An 18,230-nucleotide genomic window follows, 5' to 3' on the forward strand; every position below is an offset into this window, starting at 1 on the left:
TCCACCCAATCACGCAGCCTGAATCCTAAATAGTCATAAGCGAGAAAAGAAGGTTCAAAGCAACGCCAGTGATCATGGCTATGGACACCATGATAAGCACGCTTTGAATTAATCTTTTTGCGCCTAACTCTTTGAAAAGTACTACGAAGGTGGCAATACACGGAAATGTCATGGCCAATACTACGGTAGCGACGATTAGTTGTTGTGGAGTTAGGTGCAAAGGCAGTAGTAATCCTACTGCTACATCCTTCCTCAAAAGCCCGAGAAGTATGGCACCCATCGCTTCTGGCGGAAGACCGAGCAGGTGGGCAAAGGGGCTTAAGATGTTTGATATAAAGGGCAAAGCTGGGCTGGAGTATAGTAAATTGGCGATGAAAATTCCTATTAACACCAATGGTGTCGCCTCAAGCAAAAACCCTGATATGCGAAACCAAAGTTTAAAACCCAGATCACGAAGGGATGGCAACCTGTAAGGCGGGATTTCCACAATGAGCTCCGGGCTATGTCCGGATAAGGTTTTATTGAGTATAAATCCCAATATCAACCACGCCAAGGAAAGGGAGACATATACCATAACAACATATCCCATGCCAAATGAACCTATTGCGCCAAATATCATGGCTTGAAGTCCGGCGCAAGGAATCGCGACAGAAATTAATGTTGCTGCGATGAATCGTTCACGCTCTGATTCCAGAACTCTCGTTGCTAAAATTCCGGGGACATTACATCCCAATCCCAGAAGAGTAGGAACTATGGCAAAACCATGAAGGCCTATTCTGTGGAGCAATGCGTCGAACAGGACGGCTAATCGGGGTAGATATCCTATATCTTCCAACAGCGAAAGAACTAAGTAAAAGGAGACGATGTAAGGAAAGACCATGGCGAATTCAACATAAAGTCCTGTAGATAGAATTCCAAAACTTTGTTCCCAATCCAGACTTCCGTCTATTAGATGCCCGATCAAAATATCGTGGAGAAAACCTGATCCACCAAGTGCGCTTGATATGGCACTCAAACACGGTCCCCATACTGAATTAAAAAAAGGTTCGAATAGGTAGCTTATTAAACCTTCACCAATAGCTCTAACCGCATAAAAGCTTAAGGTCATAACCAAGATACTTAAAAGCATTCCTGAGAGGGGGTGGACGCTTAAGTCTTCTAGCCGGTCACGAAGGGTATGATGTCTGTGCGTTACGATTTGGGCGCGCATTACTATATCACCAATTAAGCGCCAACGCTCGTCCTTGCTCATTGGCAGTATTAAAGATGGACGTGCTTCGTGAAGTGCTGCTTTTAGTGCTGAAATTCCTTCTCCCGTAACTGCAACGGTGGGTACCACTGGCACGCCAAGCTCTTCTTCCAGCACCTTTGAATCGATATGTATGCCCTTGTGCCTGGCTTCATCTATCATATTTAAAACCAATATGGAAGGGTAACCTTTTTCTAAAATCTGAAGAGCCAAATAGAGGTTTCTTTCCAATGCCGTTGCGTCTAAAACAATGACAACTATGTCTGCCCCTTCGTTTAAGATGCGAAGGGCTACTTCTTCTGCCTCGTTTGTGGGGTCTAATGTGTAAGCTCCGGGGACATCAATGAGTTTATATGTTTCTCCCTCTACTACAACTGAGCCCTCCAAGAAACTGACAGTAGTGCCGGGATAATTGGAAGAGATGGCGTGTAGCCCTGTTAAGCGGGAAAATATGGCGCTTTTACCCACGTTTGGATTGCCCATCAACAGCACTTTCTTGAGTTCGCGACCTACCTTTGCCGAGACTGGTGGATTTTTACCGTCCTTTCTCTTGCATTGCAAAGCCAAAGGACATTCGCTACATTGTGTCCCCATGACACATGAAGGAAACGTTATTTTTTGGAAAACATCATGGTCAAAGGTGTCAACTCGATTGCTGCTTTTCTCGTTCGTAAAGTGGTCTTCTTTTGCTCCTTTGTTTTTTTTCAATAATTTGTTGAATATACCGCGACAAGACACTTCATTCACTCCGAAAGATCATTTTCCACTGGCTTTACGATGATGCTTGATGCTGCCCCATATCCAATAGCAACTTGTCTTCCGTCTATATCTAACGCAACAGGACCACAAAAAGGCATGCCGTGAAGTTTTTTTATTTTTTTGCCCGGCCTGAGCCCCAACGCCTCAAGCCTCCTTCCACATTGACCCAGCGGTAGAGAAACAATCTCTGCAACTCGACCGCTGGCCAATAGAACAAGGGGTATGTTTTTTTCTCGTTCTTCAGCTCGTTCTGTCATGTACATGAATACTTCCTTTCATAATGTGATGCGCATTTATCGTCCCTTTTAGGATACAAAAGTTAGTTAGAAGAAGTTAGCCTAACCAAATTTATACCCTCAACAATAACTTGTCAAGGAAAACAAGACGGATGCCAAGAACTATGGCGACTTAAAAGGTTGGATGTATGATGATTTCCCTGTTCTCCGGATAGGTTATCTCGTATTTCACGGTTATCGTTTTTTCTTCTCCCTGCTTTAGCTTTAAGTTCCATGTATAAAGTCCCTTTTGCGTCATTTCTGTTGGTTTGGGGTCAATGTTTATTACGTCTACCTTTATGTCTTGATGAGTGCTAACGGGAATTCTGTCTATTACACTAACCGTTATTTCGCTTGAAAGTCCGTTTACTACGTGAATATCATATCCGTCTACGAGGGTTCCCTTGGTCCACTTCTCTCCGGATTTTGGTATCAAAGCCTCCTTTTTTGCCATTACCAATGGCACTCTACCCATAGACAAACGAAGACTTTCACCCATGCTCGTGGTTTGAATAGTTGTAATTCCTGTGGGTGTATGGTCTATCGAAAGATAAACTTTCCCTTCTAAAAGGGACTTATCTAGGGGGCTCGTTTGAGCAATGATCCAGGCCTGCGAATCAATTTGTGGCAAGCAGATTATTTCTGCATCTACTTTTCCGTTGTATCTTTCAAGCGGCAATATCGTAGGAGTCCCAGTTCCTGAAACTTGATCCTTTATAGTGTATACGAGACCAGGAAGGGATTCCTTCCTTGCGATAGCTTCTTGAGCAAAGTCTTCTGCTTTGGTGGAAAGACTTTTTATACTGATAGGTTCTCGAAACTCAACGATTAAGGGCGGAAGCTCCGGAAGTTCAACCTCATTTTGTGCGGGGTTGGTATAAAGTTTTATCTCTCCTTTCCAAGGAATTCCGGTTTTTTGCATAATTTCAGCCTTGAGGTCAAGCGTCAATGCTCCCTTTTGAGAGTCGTAATTTGCGTAATAAAGGGGTTGCCAGCCAGCCTCGCTGCTAAAGGCCCTGATGGTTATTTTTCCTTTTCCGGACGAAGACAGCTTTATGTTCGCGGCAAAGTCATTTTTTGGGCGAAGTTCATTCCAGCGATTCTGCAAAATTTTTAAACCCGCTTTTTGTTCTTCTAGTTTTATCTCTAAATTGCAAACTTTTTGTTCGATGTCATATCTTTCTTTTTGCAATTCCTCAATGATTTTCATTCCCTTAGAAGTATCAAGTGGGAGGACAGTGTTTTCAAGTATTTTCGCGGATTGCCTTAAAGCATATAGTTGGGACTCGGTTTCTGAAATCTGCGTCAACTTTAAGCTAATTTGATCCCTTAAAGCCTCTAGCTCCGGGGGAAACCATTGATCGAGAAAGATCATATCCCGCTCTAGCTTAATTATATTGACGCCGTTATCGGGATGTACGGATATGCTGTTAGGATCTATTGATGGAGGAAGGATAACATTTGTCTCTCCAGGGGGTACTTCAAAGTAAAGAAAGGCGCCTTCAGGAAAGACATCAATCTTAGACGGAGCAAGCGGGGTTAAAGCATTCCCCTGGGCACTAAGAGTATATATGCCCATCAGTGCCGTAAAGACCATTACGAGTAAACATGTTAAAAAGCTTCGTTTCTTCATTAATGTCAACTCCTTTGATCAATTTTTGCTTTAAACCTATCAAAGAGAAGGGAACCTCTCATCGGAACCACCGCTTTGACGTGATTATATTAAAATAAAGGAGGAAAATGCGGTAGGTTATATTTACGATTAAAAGATCGTGCTAATATTAACTAGCTAGGACATAATGGTAGCATAAATTTAGAAGGTATGGCGCGGCAAAGTTAAATAGGAGTGGATTAAAAAGATGAGAGTAAAAAGCAAAAGTTCTGGTGCGGTAGTTTTTTTGCTTGAAGAGGGTAGGCCTTTATACTTGTTGCTCAGAGCTTACAATAATTGGGATTTTCCAAAGGGTGAGATTGAGCCATCGGAAGATCCCTTAGATGCAGCTAAACGTGAGATTGCTGAGGAAACGGGATTAAAAGACCTACAGTTTTTCGATGATTACATCGAGACGCCCCCATACGGTAAGGGCAAGGTTGCCAGATTTTACATTGCCGAGTCTAAGTCTAAAGATGTCTTTTTACCTATTTCATCAGAGCTTGGACGCCCGGAGCATCATGAATATAGATGGCTTTCCTATAGCGGAGCCAGGGCTATTTTAAGCGACAGGCTGAAAGCTGTATTGGATTGGGCTCATAGCAAAATTTGTGCTTATATAATCTTTAGGTCATTTGGAACAGATTTTAGGAATTAAAATGTAATGTGCACTCAAGAAAGGGGTGATGATCGTGTTAAATTGCGGAATTATTGGACTACCTTTATCCGGAAAGACGACGATTTTTAATGTAGTGACTTCCGCTGGTGCTGAGGTGAAATCCTATGCAGGTGGACGCATGGAACCGAACCGTGCTGTAGTAGATGTGCCTGACTCCAGACTGGAAGAGCTTGCTCAAGTTTATAAGCCCAAAAAGGTGGTTCCCGCCCAGATAGAATTCGTTGACCTTGCGGGACTTTCAAAAGATGCGAGCAAAGGCGCCGGCTTGGGCAATGCCTTTTTATCTTTCGTTGCCGAATCAGATGCGTTAATTCACGTTATAAGGTGTTTTGATAACCCTGAAGTTCCTCATCCGGAAGGAGATATAAACCCTGTCAGGGATTTCGATATAGTAGAGACCGAGTTGATATTTAGAGATCTGTTGGTCATTGAAAATCGATTGGATAGACTTGCAAAAAAGAAGGTTTTACAAAAAGAGGAAAACGAAGAAAAGAAATTGCTTGAGAAATGCCACTCCCATCTTTTTTCGGAGCGGCCTTTGCGAGAGCTTGAACTCACCGCTGAGGAACTTAAAAAAGCCAAAGGTTTCTCTTTTTTGACGCTTAAACCAGAATTGATCGTCCTAAACCTAGATGAAACACAGATGACCGATGAAAGAATCCCAGGCTACAAGGAGATGGTGAAACTCGTTTCGGATCGTGGCCTTTCTCTTATCAAAATGTACGGTAGAATGGAAATGGAGATGGCGGATCTTTCTTTAGAGGACCAAAAGGAATTCATGGAGGAGTTAGGAATAAAGGAAGTTGGCAGGGAAAGGCTCATACGGGAAGCCTATAAGATGCTCGGGCTGATTTCCTTTTTCACCATTGGGGATGATGAGGTTCGCGCCTGGACGATCCCTCAGGGCTCCACTGCATTGGATGCGGCAGGTACTGTTCATACCGATATGGCAAGAGGTTTCATACGAGCCCAGGTAGTGCATTTTGACGATTTTAAGGAGCATAGATTTTCAATGGCTGCAGTGAGGGAGAAGGGCTTACTGCGCTTAGAAGGCAAAGATTACGTCGTCAAAGATGGAGATATTATCGAAATACGATTTAATGTATAACACAAAGGTTTGGAGGGATGAAGTTGACTCATACTTATAGAGGCATAGCGATGACGATTGCTGGAAGCGATTCCGGCGGAGGAGCAGGGATAGAGGCAGATCTTGCTACTTTTCTGCACTTGCGTGTTTTTGGCACCGCAGCGTTGACAGCTGTTACTGCTCAGAATAGCTTGGGAGTACACGGGGTTTTTGACATTCCCACCGACATTATCAGGGCACAGATTCATGCTGTATTGACGGATTTCTCCGTCGGTGCGGTAAAGACTGGAATGCTCTCGAGAAAAGAGACAATTTCTGAAGTAGCTGAAAACATGAAGGTTCACAGGGTGGCCAAATTAGTCGTTGATCCCGTTATGGTAGCTCAAAGCGGCGATCCCTTGATGTTTGGCGCTGCTGTCGATGCCTTAAAAGGAGAGCTTTTGCCTCTTGCTTTCATTGTGACCCCAAACATACCCGAGGCAGAAAAGTTGAGCGGCATGACAATTACCTCTGTGGCTGAAATGCAGGAGGCAGCTGAAGTGATTGCCGATTTAGGTCCGAAAGGCGTGCTGATAAAAGGAGGTCATCTTGAGGGGGCAAAAGTGGTCGATTTATTCTATTACGAGGGAAATTTTCATATTTTTGAGCAAAAGCGAATAGATACTCAAGATCACCACGGCACGGGGTGTACCCTATCGGCCGCTATTGCTGCGGAACTTGCAGCCGGAACTGACGTCCTTGAAGCTATAAAAAGGGCACGCGATTATACCAGGCTCGCCATTGAACATAGATTTAAAGGCGGAAAGGGATATGGATGCGTGGGCCACATATTTAAGATAGATTGGTTGGAACCAGATAATTAGGCTTTCGTTTTAATTGCGCTATTCGGCGGGAGGATGAAAAATGTCAGATCATAACGATGAATTTGACTTTGCTAAGGTCATAGAGGAGATGGTATCGCGGCGGCCGTTGGTATATCACATGACCAATATGGTGGCCATCGGGGAGCAAGCCAATTTGGCTTTGGCAATCGGAGCCTCGCCGGTCATGTCTTTGTATCCGGGAGAAGCGGTTGAGCTGGTCATAGCTGCCGACTCTTTAGTGATTAATATAGGAACTCCATCTAAAGAAGGGATTGAAGCGATGTTTGCCGCCGCTAGAGAAGCCCGCGAGCTTGGCAAGCCTGCTCTTTTAGATCCTGTGGGTTACGGGGCCACTAAAATGAGGATGGGCCTGGTGGAAAGATTGCTCGATACAAAGGCCTTTAGCGTCGTTAAGGGTAATGGGGCCGAGATCTCGCTTCTCGGTGGGGAAGAAGCTCAGGTACGTGGTGTTGATTCGGTAGGTTCTCCCCGTGCAGCCCTAGCCACAAAATTCACGGCCAGGAAACACGACTGCATAGCCGTTGCAACAGGTCCGACGGATTACGTATCCGACGGAAAGGCGGTTTACTCGTTAAAAAGCGGCCATGAGTGGCTTTCCCTTGTCTCCGGCTCTGGATGTTATGTTGGCACTATGATAGCAGCCTGCATGACCGTTGCAGAACCGCTTATAGCATCTATGACTGCCCTCGCGCTCATGGGCGCTGCTGCTGAAAGGGCGGTAAGGGAATCCGAAGGCCCCGGCACCTTTCGCCCACACCTTTTTGACGCTCTTTATGCTTATACGAGAAACCCGAGGTCTTTTAAGATCTCCCAATGGGAAAAGATTGACTTCTAAACTAACAAGAGGGTGAAGTTGTTGGATTTGAAGGATAAGTTGAAACTTTACGTTATCTTGGACAGAATACTGGGGAAAGGCGTTCCCTTGCGTGAGCAAGCTCGTTTGGCCATAGCCGGTGGGGCTACGGCCATTCAACTTCGCGACAAGGTGATGAAAGGACGCGATTTTTATAGAGCAGCCCTGATCGTTAAAGAAGTCTGCAGCGAAAGGGGCGCACTGTTTATAGTCAACGACAGACTGGATGTAGCTCTTGCTGCCGATGCGGACGGAGTGCATTTGGGGCAAGAAGATTTACCCCTACAGGCCGCGAAGAAGATAACGCCCCCCGGTTTTATAATCGGAATTTCCGTCAGGACTCCCGCTCAAGCAGCAGCAGCTGAAAGAGGGGGAGCTGCCTACCTTGGTGTGGGGGACGTTTTTGGCACGTCGAGCAAGTCCGATGCAAAGACAATAGGCATCGAAGGGCTAGAAGAAGTTTGCAAAAGCACTTCGCTTCCCTGCGTGGCAATTGGCGGGATCGGAGCGCATAACGTTAAAAGGGCTTTGCAAGCCGGAGCAGTGGGCGTTGCCGTAATATCGGCCGTAGTATCGCAAAAGGACATCTGCGGCGCAGCAAGTACGCTAAGATCCCTCATCCCATGACGTGGAGCGAAGATTAGCGTGAATATGTGGAGAGTCTTATTTTGGCTCCTTTGGGGAAGTGCAGCACTGTGGGAGGCTTTGTTGCATTTGCTCGAATGGCGTTACCTGAAAGGGAAAACAGGCCTTCCTTTAGATTATAAGGAGACAACTTACTTGCCTTCTTTCAAGTGGGATAGAAGTGTTGCCTATGCTAAGGAGCGACTCAAAGTTTCTTTGGGCGAAACTCTGACAAATTATGCCTTATATGCCCTTATTGTAATGTGGGGTGTACCTACCCTGATCGATGAGTATCTGATGTTAAAAATTAGGGCCCCCTTGCTCGCATCCGGGCTGTTAGGTGCTTCAATGGCCCTGCTTTTTTGGATATGTTCTTTACCCTGGAGCTGGATAAAGGTTTTTGACGTTGAACGTACCTTTGGCTTCAGCCGTGTGACCAAAAAAACATTCTTCAGAGATCAAGCTATAAAACTCATCTTGATGTCCCTTGTGTCTTTTGGCGGGCTTGGCTGTTTCGCCCTGCTTTTTAAAAGTCCTTTATGGCCTCTTTATTTGGCCATAGCTTTAATTTTGTTTGAGATAGTGGCTATGTTCATCCTCCCCTTTGTAATAATTCCGATGTTTTTTAAACTAACGCCCCTTGCTCAAGGAGAAGTAGCGGAGAAGCTGGAAAGCTTCCTGGCAGAGATGGGCTTAAAAAATAGTGGCATATATGTAGCGGATGCTTCCAAAAGGACGTTACACAGCAATGCTTTCGTGTCCGGCCTAGGGAAGGCGAAGAAGATAGTCCTCTTCGACACGTTGCTTTCAAGCTTAACCCCGGACGAAGTATGTGCCGTTTTTGGGCATGAGCTTGGCCATTGGATATCTCGGCACGCCATAAAGCGCATGGGGCTTCTTTGGACAGCGCAGATTATTTTGATCCTTCTTGCCTACATCATGTTCAACGCCGGTTTTGGCCAAAGCTTTCATGCACAAAGTCCGCAAACTTTCGCGGTCTATGCTTTTTTGTTTTTGAATATGCTTGTAACCCTATTTTTTCAACCCCTGATATTGAGCGTTTCAAGGAGGCAGGAACTGGAAGCAGATTTTTTTGCTGCCAGTCGTTTAGGCGGCCATCAGATGGCCCAAGCGCTTTCAAAGATTTCTACCAGCAACCTTGGATGGCTTACTTCGCATCCTTTATACGAGATGTGGTACTTAACTCATCCTCCCATCTATGAGCGCTTAAAGGCCCTAAAAGACATACCGTGAATGTTTTGTGCTATGTAGGTAGCATCATATATAAAAAAAGATGGCACTCCATAAAGAGAGCTAACGCCTTTGACGGGATGAACATTCGCATGGGGCAACTGGTGTAAAATCCGATGTAATTGTAGTTATACCTGTGGTTTCAATGCATCCTTCTTTTTTACACTGGCAAGGCCTTAATGTCTAAGGGGTCTAGGTAGAGTCCGACGGTTTCTCCTTCACTGTAAAGGTGGGCATCTTTGCGGTAAGGTTCGGTTACGCGGATCAGATCGCCTGACGTTATTTCTACGGCATATTCGATTTCGTCTCCGAGGAATACCGCGCTAACTACCTTGCCTTTTAGCGACCTGTTGTCTACATTGCCAAGCTTGATCGATTCAGGCCTGACGACCAACGCGACTTCGTCTCCAACGTTAAATTTAAAACGCCTTTGAGCGTCAATTTGAACGGTAAAGGTAACTCCGTGAAAAAGCACATCCATGAGTTCGCCTTTGATAGAAGAAGCTTTCCCTTTAAGGATATTGGCTTGGCCGATAAAGTCGGCGACAAAAAGGGAAGCCGGGTTGACGTAAAGCTCGAAAGGCGTTGCTACTTGTTCAACTTTGCCCTCGTTTAAGACGGCGATCCTGTCCGCCATCGCCAAGGCTTCTTTTTGATCGTGGGTCACATAAATGCAAGTGATGCCAAGCTTCTTTTGCAATTGACGAATCTCGGCGCGCATGTATATCCTAAGTTTTGCATCGAGGTTGGACAACGGTTCGTCCATGAGCAGCACTTGAGGTTTGATCACCAAAACCCGTGCCAATGCAACTCTTTGTTGTTCTCCGCCCGACAGTTGATTTGGGAAGCGGTTTTCTACACCCTCTAAGCTCACCATTTGAAGGGCTTCAGTGACGCGTCTTTTGATTTCATAGGCTGGTAACTTTCTCACCTTAAGCCCGTAGGCGATGTTGTCAAATACTGTCATGTGAGGAAATAAGGCGTAGTTTTGAAATACATATCCTATGTTACGTTTGTTTGCTACTATATCCGTCACGTCACGTTTGCCAATGAAGACTTGTCCTTCCGTCGGCGTTTCAAACCCGGCTATCATGCGCAGGATAGTGGTCTTTCCGCATCCCGAGGGTCCAAGCAATGTCACCAATTCTCCTGCTTCGATTTGAAGGTTGACGTCGTCTACCGCCTTAAGAGCAGTTCCGTTGCTGTAAAAGACTTTGGTCAAATGTTTTAGATAAATGGGCACGGTCAATTTATATCCCCCTTTGCTCCCTGAAATAATTAGGGTAGAGCATGCTAAAAAGCAACCTTATGGCCCACATAGCTAGCGCGACTATGAGTACCAGGACCACAGAAAAGGCCGCCGCCTGTGCGAATAACAGCTCCGTGATGCACTCAAGTATCCGCACGGTCAGCAAGCTCCATCGCACCGAGACCAGAAATATCGTAGCACTTATCGCGGTCATGGAGACCACGAATAAATAACGCGTCCCGGTGGCTATCGCCGGTGCAATCAAAGGCACCGTTACCTTTCTGAATGTAGTCAGTTTTGAAGCGCCCAAGTTAAGCGACGCCTCTTCTAATGAAGGATCTATTTGCTTTAACGTAGCTGTCGTAGCCCTGATTCCCGTTGCGTCATATCTCGATACGCAAAGCGCTACGATGATCGTCATGGTCCCAGTCAATACTATCGGGCCTGAGCTAAATGCTATGGCGTACGCGATGCCTATGACCGTTCCGGGCAGTACGTAATTAAGTAAAGACATAAACTCCAAGGCCTTCCTCCCGGGCAATTCCTTTCTGTTTACGAGATAACCTATTGCAACGCCCAGCACGCTGCCGATTCCGGTTGACACAAGGGCTATCATAACGGTGTCCTTTACGGCCTTCCATCCTACAGTGAAGACGTACATGTAATTTTCCAGGGTAAAGCTGTTGTCCACTCCCCAGACCTTGACCAAGGATCCCAAAAATATTATGGAATAAAGGAAAATGATGAACAAAGAAATGAAGGAAATGACGGCCAACATCACAGCTTCGGCAATAGTACCGGCACCCTTGGGCTTGGAGCGAGCGCCGGCTTTTCCTGATACGGTAACGTAATAACGGCCTTCTACCCAGTAGTGCTGCAGCAAGTACACAATAAGGGCGGGAACGAGCAACACAAAGGAAATGGCTGCCCCTCCTTGAATGTCGTACATACCCGTTATCTGCATGTAAGCTTGCGTTGGCAAGACGGGAAAGGTGTGACCTGCCATGACCAGTGGAGTGGCGAAATCCGCCAGGGAACTCCCGAAAAGCAGCAAAAACGCGTTAGCAAGCCCCGGGATGCTCAAGGGCAACGTCACCGTACAGAAAGTATGCCACGCGGTGCTTCCCATGCTCATTGCCGCGTCTTCTAGGTTCGGGTCTATCGCTTGAAGCACCGCCGTAAGCGTTAGAAACGCAACGGGGAAATAGGTCAAGGTTTCTGCTATCCAGGTCCCAAGGAATCCGTAAATGTTGAAATCCGGTATGTGAAGTAGTTTAAGCAGCAATCCGTTTGGCCCCAGTACCATCGTTAAAGCTATGCTGCTTGTAAAAGGCGGAGACACGAAGGGAAGCACGATGATGGCGCTTATAAACCACTTAACGATTTTGGGCAAGTTGATTCTCGTGACCGAGAAGGCGAATAAAAAACCGAATGCGGTTCCGCTAATTCCTACTGCCGAAGCCAAAATCAGGCTGTTTATGAAGGCCTTTCTGTTGTACCAACTGCTGAACACCTTGTTTAAAACGGCTAAGCTCACTCCGCCGTCGGAAAAAAATACCACGTAAATTAACCGCGCTAAGGGGTATAGGACAAACACGCTTAAAAATATCCATATCCCAAGCCACAAGGCCACTAGCGCGGTATCGGGCTTTTGACGTCGTTTATTTTTACTGAAGGACCTCATTTATCCATCGCTCGACCAGGCGATCGCGATTTTTGCCCGCCCATTCGACATCTAAAGGTAAAACTTTTATTTTTGATATATCCAAAGCCGGATCGAAAACTGGTACGTTGGGGTTGCTCGGTATCAAGTTGATATCGTTTTCCTCATATAATTTTTGCATCCTCTCGGTGGAAGCCCAGTCCAAAAACTTCTTGGCAAGATCGGGATGTTTAGCTCCTTTGACCAAGCCCATTGCCTCGATGCCGGCGACGACGCCTTCTTTGGGATAGCTTATTGTTACGTTGTAGCCTTTTTTTTGCATCTCCAGGGCGTCAACCAGAAAGAATATGCCGCCCGCTGCCTGTCCCCTGGCTATGGGGAGCGCTCCGCCCGCGCCGCTTTTAGTGTAAACCTGAACGTTTTGGCTCAAGGCCTTTTCGTATTTGTAGGCTTCGTCTTCTCCCATGGCCTGTATGACGCTTAGAAGCCTGTACATCCCTGTGCCTGAAGTCCTCGGATCGGCCATTTGAAGTTGTCCCTTATATGTGGGATTTAGCAGATCCTGCCAGGACGTCGGCGGGTTTAAGTCGTGATCTTTTAAGAATTTAGTGTTGAACATGAAGCAAATCGGGTCTATGGCGACGCCGGTCCAATACCCCTTAGGATCCTTGAAGGCATCGGGAATGTTTTCCGCGCCCTTTGGTTTGTAAGGATCGAAAAGTCCCTTTTGGACGCCGTCCACAAAGGCCTCGGCCATATTGCCGAACACGACGTCAACTTGAGGGTTATTTTTTTCAGCCTCAAGTCTTGCCTGTACTTCTCCTGAAGAAAACCTCATCCAGTTGACCTTGATGCCCGTATCTTTTGTGAAGGCGGTGAATATCGCATTGGCATAACGCTCCGACCATATGGTATAGGCATTAAGCTGCTCTTTTTCCGCATGAGCAAAATCGGCCACGAAAAATAAGCTTAAAAGGGCAAAGATGACAACTGTGCTCCACCATCCACATCTTTTCATTCAGTAATCCCCCTTATGTTTTATTGTCGCTACTTTAATGTAAATGAAAGGGGGCTAAGCGCCCATATCCAGATGTCCTTTGAAATGGGGCAATTCTGGCCATATTTTGTCGATCATTAAAATGAAGAAAGCGCTTCCAAAGCGCAAGCAGCTTGCAAAGACGCTCCAATGGGAAGACAATCTTCGTCTATGTCGAATAAATCGTTATGGCCCGGATGGATTGTTCCCTTTGCCTCGTTGCGGCATCCCAGTTGGTAAAAAGCTCCCGGTATTTTTTCGAGGAAATAAGCAAAATCTTCTACTCCAAGGCTCGGTTTTTCCAGTCGAAGGATTGCATCCTTTCCGAGAAGAGAAGTTGCCGTTTTTATTATCAATTTCACCCATTGAGGATGGTTTGTCAGCGCAGGGTATCCTTTTATCCTTTCCAAAATTCCTCGGCCTCCCATGCCTTTGGGGATATATTCTACATATTGTCTTATCTTATCATTTAAAGCCTCACGAGTGCTTGGTGACAAAGTCCTTAAGGTTCCTGTCAGCGTTACTTCATCGGCTACGATGTTGTTTTGACTGCCGCCCCTTATGGTGCCAAAGGTCAACACGGCCGAATCCCTGGGGTCCGTTGCCCTGCTTATTATCGTTTGCAGGGCGCAAATCATTTGCCCCGCGATCACTATGGCATCAACACCTTCATGGGGATATGCTCCGTGAGTACTTTTGCCTAAGATTTTAAGCGTTAGCATATCGGATGCAGCGTTCATCTGGCCATATCTGATGCCGATTTTGCCGGTCGGTATCTCGTTCGATACGTGAAGGCCAAAGATGGCCTTTACGCTATCATCGAAAATACCATCTTCTATCATCTGTTTTGCCCCACCTGTTGTTTCTTCAGCCGGTTGAAAGACAAGCAGAACGTTGCCTTGAAGCAAGTTTTTGTCTTCCGCTAGCAATCTCGCTGCTCCCAGCAATATCGTCATGTGGGCATCGTGCCCACAGGCATGCATAACGCCCCTGTTTTGTGAGGCGTATTCTACGTGTTTCCTGTCTTCGATGGGGAGGGCGTCCATGTCGGCGCGCAAGGCTACGGTCGAGCCGCCCTTTCCTCTTATCAGGCCAATGACGCCATAATGGTAGTTAAACGTTTTATAAGGTATTTCCAAGCTCTTGAGGTAACTTGTTATCATATCGCGCGTGCGCTTTTCCTGTGACGAAAGTTCGGGATATTTGTGAAAATCCCTCCTGATTTTTACCATCCAATCCTGTATTGCCTTCGCCCTTTCGATCATGGTCTGTGCCAACATGAGTTGAACGCCCCTTTTTGTGTTGAACTTTTTTGTTGGTGTTAAGATACAATATAATGAATCTTTTAAAAAGCAGTCAAGGTTGTTTTAGATTAGTTTTTAGAGGAGGCACCTTATGGCAGTCGTAGAAATAAAAATTGCCTTATCCGAGTTGGATTTGAGTATTTTATTTGACCCAACAAGGAAGGGTAAAAGCGGACAGGACGTTATAAAAAGAAAGGCGAAAGAATTGCTAGCCGTGGCAGAAAGGGTAGTCCGGCCGGTATTGTTATATGAGATTTGTACCCCTTATTTTAAAGAAGGGGCATTGACTCTTTCTGTTGATGATAGAACTATTGCCTTTAGAAGACACGATGGGTTATCAGACTTTGCTACTGCGAGCGAGGTCTTTGTTGGGTTAGTCACCCTCGGAAGGGCTATTGAAGAAGAGATTCAAAGGTATAATTCTATGAATGAAGTGCTTGCCTCCTATATTTTAAGCGAAATCAGTGTTGCCATGATGGGACAAGTCATTAAGAAAATAAAAAACATTATCTTGAGTGTGGCGCGTCAAAGATATTTTGGCTTAAGTTCGGTTCACATACCGGGTTCCACCCCCGGATTGCCCTTGTCAGTGCAGCCCCTTATATTGGAGCTTTTAGGTGGGGAAAACCATGGTGTTGATGCAAATGAGCGTCACATGTTAAAACCTTTTTACTCCGTTACCTTCATGGTGGGCATGGGGCCAAATTATGCTAATGACGAGCTGTTTCCCAAATGTTCGGGTTGCTCTCGAATGGATACATGTGCCTGGAGAAGTAAGTAATTTAGTTGTTTGAGAATTTAGCGAAGGAGCGAGAAGTTATGCGTTTTCTAAAACGACCCGATGATACTAAAGCCGAGGATTTGACACGCGAAGTGCAAAGTAAGGTCAACGACATTTTAACTCAAATAAAAGAAAACGGTTGGGAAGCCTTGTCGAAGATAAGCAAGTCTTTGGATGGCATAACGCCCTTTAGGATAGATCCGGATGATATGGCAAAAGCCTGGGATGATTTACCATCAAACTTAAAGGAAGCTTTAAAGGTCGCTGGAAAAAATATAAGGGCCTTTCACAGGGCACAAAGAAATATATTTAAAAACTTCGAATGTGATATAGCCGAGGGCCAAATAGCCGGAATGCGATTTGTTCCCGTAAAAAGCACCGCCGTTTACGTTCCCGGGGGAAGATATCCCTTGCCCAGCAGCGTATTAATGGGCGTAATTCCTGCGCAAGAAGCCGGCGTTGAAAGAATAGTAATCGTAACGCCACCAGGAAAAGAAGGCAGCCCTAGCCCTGTGACGCTTGCTGCCATGGGATTGCTCGATGTGAATGAAGCTTGGGTCGTTGGAGGAGCCCAAGCCATTGCAGCAGCTGCTTTTGGGGCAGGCGATATAAAACGCGTGGATTTCATCGTGGGTCCCGGTAACGCCTTTGTTACGGAGGCAAAGAGACAAGTCTTTGGTGTCGTTGGCATCGACGGCTTAGCTGGCCCCAGTGAAGTCTTAATCGTCGCGGATGAAAGTGCAAACCCAAAGTTCTTAGCGGCCGATATGCTCGCACAACTTGAGCATGACCCGAGCGCCAAGGCGATGCTTCTCGTCACGGAAGAGATGCTTGCCATAAAAGCGATTGAAGAGGTCCGTCATTTACTTTCTGATTTAAAGACCGCTTCTGTAGCTTCTCTTTCCTGGGAAAAAGGGGCAACCGTAGCGGTTGGTAGCCTGGAGGAAATTGCTGATTTTGCAAATGGCATAGCCCCGGAACATCTGGAACTGGTAATTAAAGAGCCTACCTCTGGACTTGAACTTTTTTCGTCCTACGGGGCTGCCTTTTTGGGACAACACTCCGCAGTGCCCTTCGGCGATTACATCGCAGGCACAAACCATGTCTTACCGACAGGCGGATCTGCAAAGTTTCAGGGCGGACTGTGGGTAGGCACGTTCCTTCGTCCCATGCAACATTTGTATTTGTCGCAAAAGGCAGCGTCAGATCTTGCCCTACATGGAGCGACAATCGCTGGCGCCGAAGGGTTGTCCGCTCACGACACAGCTATGCGGCTACGCAGAGATTTTTGAGCTAGGGAAGATTTAGCTTGTCCTTGATGATTCGTACGTCGTCGTAAATTCTTCCAATTGCGTAAAGCACGATTCCGTTTATGACGATGGCAATTCCCGATGGAATTGTAACTAAGGGGATCATTATAAGAAATCCGATGATGATGCCTAAAATTCCAAAGATCCTTAAAGTTTTTCCCACCAAAAAGACCTCCATTAGGTGATCTGTAATAAGAAACGGGCAAAAACAGTATAAAATATGTGTTTGCCAACAATTTGCTACTGTCATTTTACTCGTGTGTCAGCGTGAGAGACAGTCATAACCGCAGTTTTTATCGCCGAAATGACGGATCGAAATATTGATTTCCAGTATAGTATATAACATAGCATTAAGTATGAAGGAGGGAAGGTTATCATGGTTACGATAGATTACGAACAATTCCAAGCTGTGGATATGAGAGTGGGGAAAATTTTGAAGGCAGAACCCAATGAAAAGGCCAAAAAACCAGCCTATAAGTTGTGGATCGACTTTGGATCTGGGATTGGCACAAAACAGTCCAGTGCTCAGCTTAGGGAGCTTTATTCTCCCAATTCTCTTGAGGGGAAATTAGTCGTGGCCGTAATAAATTTCCCTCCCAAGATCATTGCTGGATTTAAAAGCGAAGTTTTAGTGTTAGGGGTACCAGGTGAGGGAGGAGGCGTATTATTGCTATCTGTTGACGATGACCCACCTTTAGGAGCGCGGGTATTTTAGTGCTTTATTGGAGAAGACGAAACGCGCGAATTATGGTAATTTGTGATTCACACCGAGTAAATTTTTCGATATCTAAAATTAAAAAACACTTGACTTTTGAATAAAAGGATGTAAGATGGTTGTGTCGGTAGGCGCCATCGACGAGTTAAAAATTTTTAGAACAAGTATTTAGGAGGCAACATTAGTGAGAACAGAAGGAACAGTCAAATGGTTTAACGAGTCTAAGGGATATGGTTTCATCACTGCAGACAGCGGCAACGACGTCTTTGTTCATTACAGCGCTATACAGCAAGATGGTTTTAAGACGTTGGCTGAAGGTCAAAGAGTTTCTTTCGAGATAGTTCAGGGAAACAAAGGGCCACAGGCATCTGAAGTAACGGCTCTATAACTTTTAAGAGTGACACTTCAATAGCCTATCGAAGGGGCGTTTCGCAAGAAGCGCCCCTTAAAATTTTGTGCATTGTATTTATAAACAAGAAATTAGCGTTGATTATACCCTTCTATATTTTATTTTGTAGCATGTTCTTTGCTATTGGGTATTCACGTCTATATTACGGGCTGCGTTGGCAATTAGATCGTTAACGAACTTTCTGCGATCATCCTCGTTGGTTATCTTTATATAATCGTTCAAGACATCGAAGGTATCCAATCGGGCAGTTTCCACAATTTGAGTAAACATATTAACGATCTCATCGGTATGCTTATTGATAAATCTTTTCTTGGTTCTTTCCAGTTTTTCTTGTGTTTTGATAATCATTTCTTCTATGGTACTTCTCCTTCTCCTCCGTTTAGCCTTGTTTTCCGACAATTTAATTTCCCTCCTTTTATTCTAGACTTAGGATTCATTATACTATCAATGA

19 protein-coding genes are annotated in these 18,230 nt (G+C 45.5%); 10 read left to right on the top strand and 9 right to left on the bottom strand.

All coding sequences use genetic code 11. The features are described from left to right. Window positions 1–25 precede the first annotated feature (25 nt). The 3 genes from AC5SXE_RS10870 to AC5SXE_RS10880 form a co-directional block, all read right to left on the bottom strand. Window positions 26–1,843, bottom strand: a complete 1,818-nt coding sequence (locus AC5SXE_RS10870) for a ferrous iron transporter B (RefSeq protein ID WP_332636591.1) — start codon at window positions 1,841–1,843, stop codon at window positions 26–28. A 149-nt stretch (window positions 1,844–1,992) separates the two neighbouring features. Then, window positions 1,993–2,265: a FeoA family protein gene (locus AC5SXE_RS10875; RefSeq protein ID WP_303882260.1), complete on the bottom strand. Its 273-nt coding sequence runs from the start codon at window positions 2,263–2,265 to the stop codon at window positions 1,993–1,995. 151 nt (window positions 2,266–2,416) lie between these two features. Then, window positions 2,417–3,916 (bottom strand): DUF4139 domain-containing protein, encoded by a 1,500-nt coding sequence (locus AC5SXE_RS10880; protein WP_303882262.1) that lies wholly within the window; start codon window positions 3,914–3,916, stop codon window positions 2,417–2,419. A 226-nt stretch (window positions 3,917–4,142) separates the two neighbouring features. Between AC5SXE_RS10880 and AC5SXE_RS10885 the strand changes: the two genes are divergently transcribed. Genes AC5SXE_RS10885 through AC5SXE_RS10910 form a run of 6 tightly spaced genes read left to right on the top strand, consistent with a single transcriptional unit; the run spans window position 4,143 to window position 9,315 of the window. Continuing rightward, the gene (locus tag AC5SXE_RS10885) at window positions 4,143–4,592 is read left to right on the top strand and encodes a bis(5'-nucleosyl)-tetraphosphatase (RefSeq protein WP_303882263.1); all 450 of its coding nucleotides are present in this window, start codon (window positions 4,143–4,145) and stop codon (window positions 4,590–4,592) included. A 34-nt stretch (window positions 4,593–4,626) separates the two neighbouring features. Continuing rightward, a complete protein-coding gene (ychF, locus tag AC5SXE_RS10890) occupies window positions 4,627–5,721 on the top strand; it encodes a redox-regulated ATPase YchF (RefSeq protein ID WP_303882265.1) in 1,095 nt (364 codons plus the stop codon). A gap of 17 nt (window positions 5,722–5,738) precedes the next feature. Further along, window positions 5,739–6,563 carry a bifunctional hydroxymethylpyrimidine kinase/phosphomethylpyrimidine kinase gene (gene thiD / locus AC5SXE_RS10895; RefSeq protein ID WP_303882267.1) on the top strand — a complete coding sequence of 275 codons (825 nt, stop codon included), beginning with the start codon at window positions 5,739–5,741 and terminating at the stop codon, window positions 6,561–6,563. A gap of 40 nt (window positions 6,564–6,603) precedes the next feature. After that, window positions 6,604–7,419, top strand: coding sequence for a hydroxyethylthiazole kinase (thiM, locus tag AC5SXE_RS10900; protein ID WP_303882268.1), 816 nt, complete (start codon window positions 6,604–6,606; stop codon window positions 7,417–7,419). 12 nt (window positions 7,420–7,431) lie between these two features. Next, entirely contained in the window at window positions 7,432–8,064 is a 633-nt protein-coding gene (thiE, locus tag AC5SXE_RS10905; RefSeq protein ID WP_303882269.1) for a thiamine phosphate synthase, read from the top strand. A gap of 24 nt (window positions 8,065–8,088) precedes the next feature. Beyond that, window positions 8,089–9,315, top strand: coding sequence for a M48 family metallopeptidase (locus AC5SXE_RS10910; RefSeq protein ID WP_310849261.1), 1,227 nt, complete (start codon window positions 8,089–8,091; stop codon window positions 9,313–9,315). Window positions 9,316–9,472: 157 nt separating this feature from the next. On the opposite strand, the gene AC5SXE_RS10915 is transcribed toward AC5SXE_RS10910, so the two are convergent. The 4 genes from AC5SXE_RS10915 to AC5SXE_RS10930 all read right to left on the bottom strand — a co-directional run bounded on the left by AC5SXE_RS10915 (window position 9,473) and on the right by AC5SXE_RS10930 (window position 14,540). Beyond that, the gene (locus AC5SXE_RS10915) at window positions 9,473–10,555 is read right to left on the bottom strand and encodes an ABC transporter ATP-binding protein (protein ID WP_310849259.1); all 1,083 of its coding nucleotides are present in this window, start codon (window positions 10,553–10,555) and stop codon (window positions 9,473–9,475) included. Window positions 10,556–10,562: 7 nt separating this feature from the next. Further along, complete coding sequence (locus AC5SXE_RS10920) at window positions 10,563–12,245, bottom strand: ABC transporter permease (RefSeq protein ID WP_323721167.1); 1,683 nt, start codon at window positions 12,243–12,245, stop codon at window positions 10,563–10,565. Next, complete coding sequence (locus AC5SXE_RS10925; RefSeq protein WP_303882848.1) at window positions 12,229–13,242, bottom strand: ABC transporter substrate-binding protein; 1,014 nt, start codon at window positions 13,240–13,242, stop codon at window positions 12,229–12,231. Before AC5SXE_RS10925 ends, AC5SXE_RS10920 begins: the two co-directional genes overlap by 17 nt. 116 nt (window positions 13,243–13,358) lie before the next feature. Beyond that, on the bottom strand, window positions 13,359–14,540 hold the full coding sequence (locus AC5SXE_RS10930) for a M20 metallopeptidase family protein (protein ID WP_323721168.1): 1,182 nt from the start codon (window positions 14,538–14,540) through the stop codon (window positions 13,359–13,361). A 115-nt stretch (window positions 14,541–14,655) separates the two neighbouring features. On the opposite strand from AC5SXE_RS10930, the gene AC5SXE_RS10935 reads away from it, so the two are divergent. Both AC5SXE_RS10935 and hisD read left to right on the top strand, forming a co-directional pair. Beyond that, window positions 14,656–15,345, top strand: a complete 690-nt coding sequence (locus tag AC5SXE_RS10935) for a hypothetical protein (RefSeq protein WP_303883952.1) — start codon at window positions 14,656–14,658, stop codon at window positions 15,343–15,345. A 38-nt stretch (window positions 15,346–15,383) separates the two neighbouring features. Further along, complete coding sequence (gene hisD, locus AC5SXE_RS10940) at window positions 15,384–16,637, top strand: histidinol dehydrogenase (protein WP_323721169.1); 1,254 nt, start codon at window positions 15,384–15,386, stop codon at window positions 16,635–16,637. 1 nt (window position 16,638) lies between these two features. Here the strand turns inward: hisD and AC5SXE_RS10945 are convergent, their stop codons facing one another. Then, window positions 16,639–16,818 (bottom strand): EmrE protein, encoded by a 180-nt coding sequence (locus AC5SXE_RS10945; RefSeq protein WP_303883955.1) that lies wholly within the window; start codon window positions 16,816–16,818, stop codon window positions 16,639–16,641. A 213-nt stretch (window positions 16,819–17,031) separates the two neighbouring features. Here AC5SXE_RS10945 and AC5SXE_RS10950 point away from each other — a divergent pair, with 213 nt between their 5' ends. Together AC5SXE_RS10950 and AC5SXE_RS10955 are read left to right on the top strand one after the other, a co-directional pair. Beyond that, on the top strand, window positions 17,032–17,370 hold the full coding sequence (locus AC5SXE_RS10950; protein WP_310847743.1) for a tRNA-binding protein: 339 nt from the start codon (window positions 17,032–17,034) through the stop codon (window positions 17,368–17,370). Window positions 17,371–17,554: 184 nt separating this feature from the next. After that, complete coding sequence (locus AC5SXE_RS10955; protein ID WP_303881560.1) at window positions 17,555–17,758, top strand: cold-shock protein; 204 nt, start codon at window positions 17,555–17,557, stop codon at window positions 17,756–17,758. Between the two features lie 141 nt (window positions 17,759–17,899). Here AC5SXE_RS10955 and AC5SXE_RS10960 read toward each other — a convergent pair whose 3' ends face one another. Next, a complete protein-coding gene (locus AC5SXE_RS10960; protein WP_303881561.1) occupies window positions 17,900–18,178 on the bottom strand; it encodes a F0F1 ATP synthase subunit gamma in 279 nt (92 codons plus the stop codon). Window positions 18,179–18,230: the final 52 nt, after the last annotated feature.

This window comes from Acetomicrobium sp. (genome assembly GCF_059026225.1).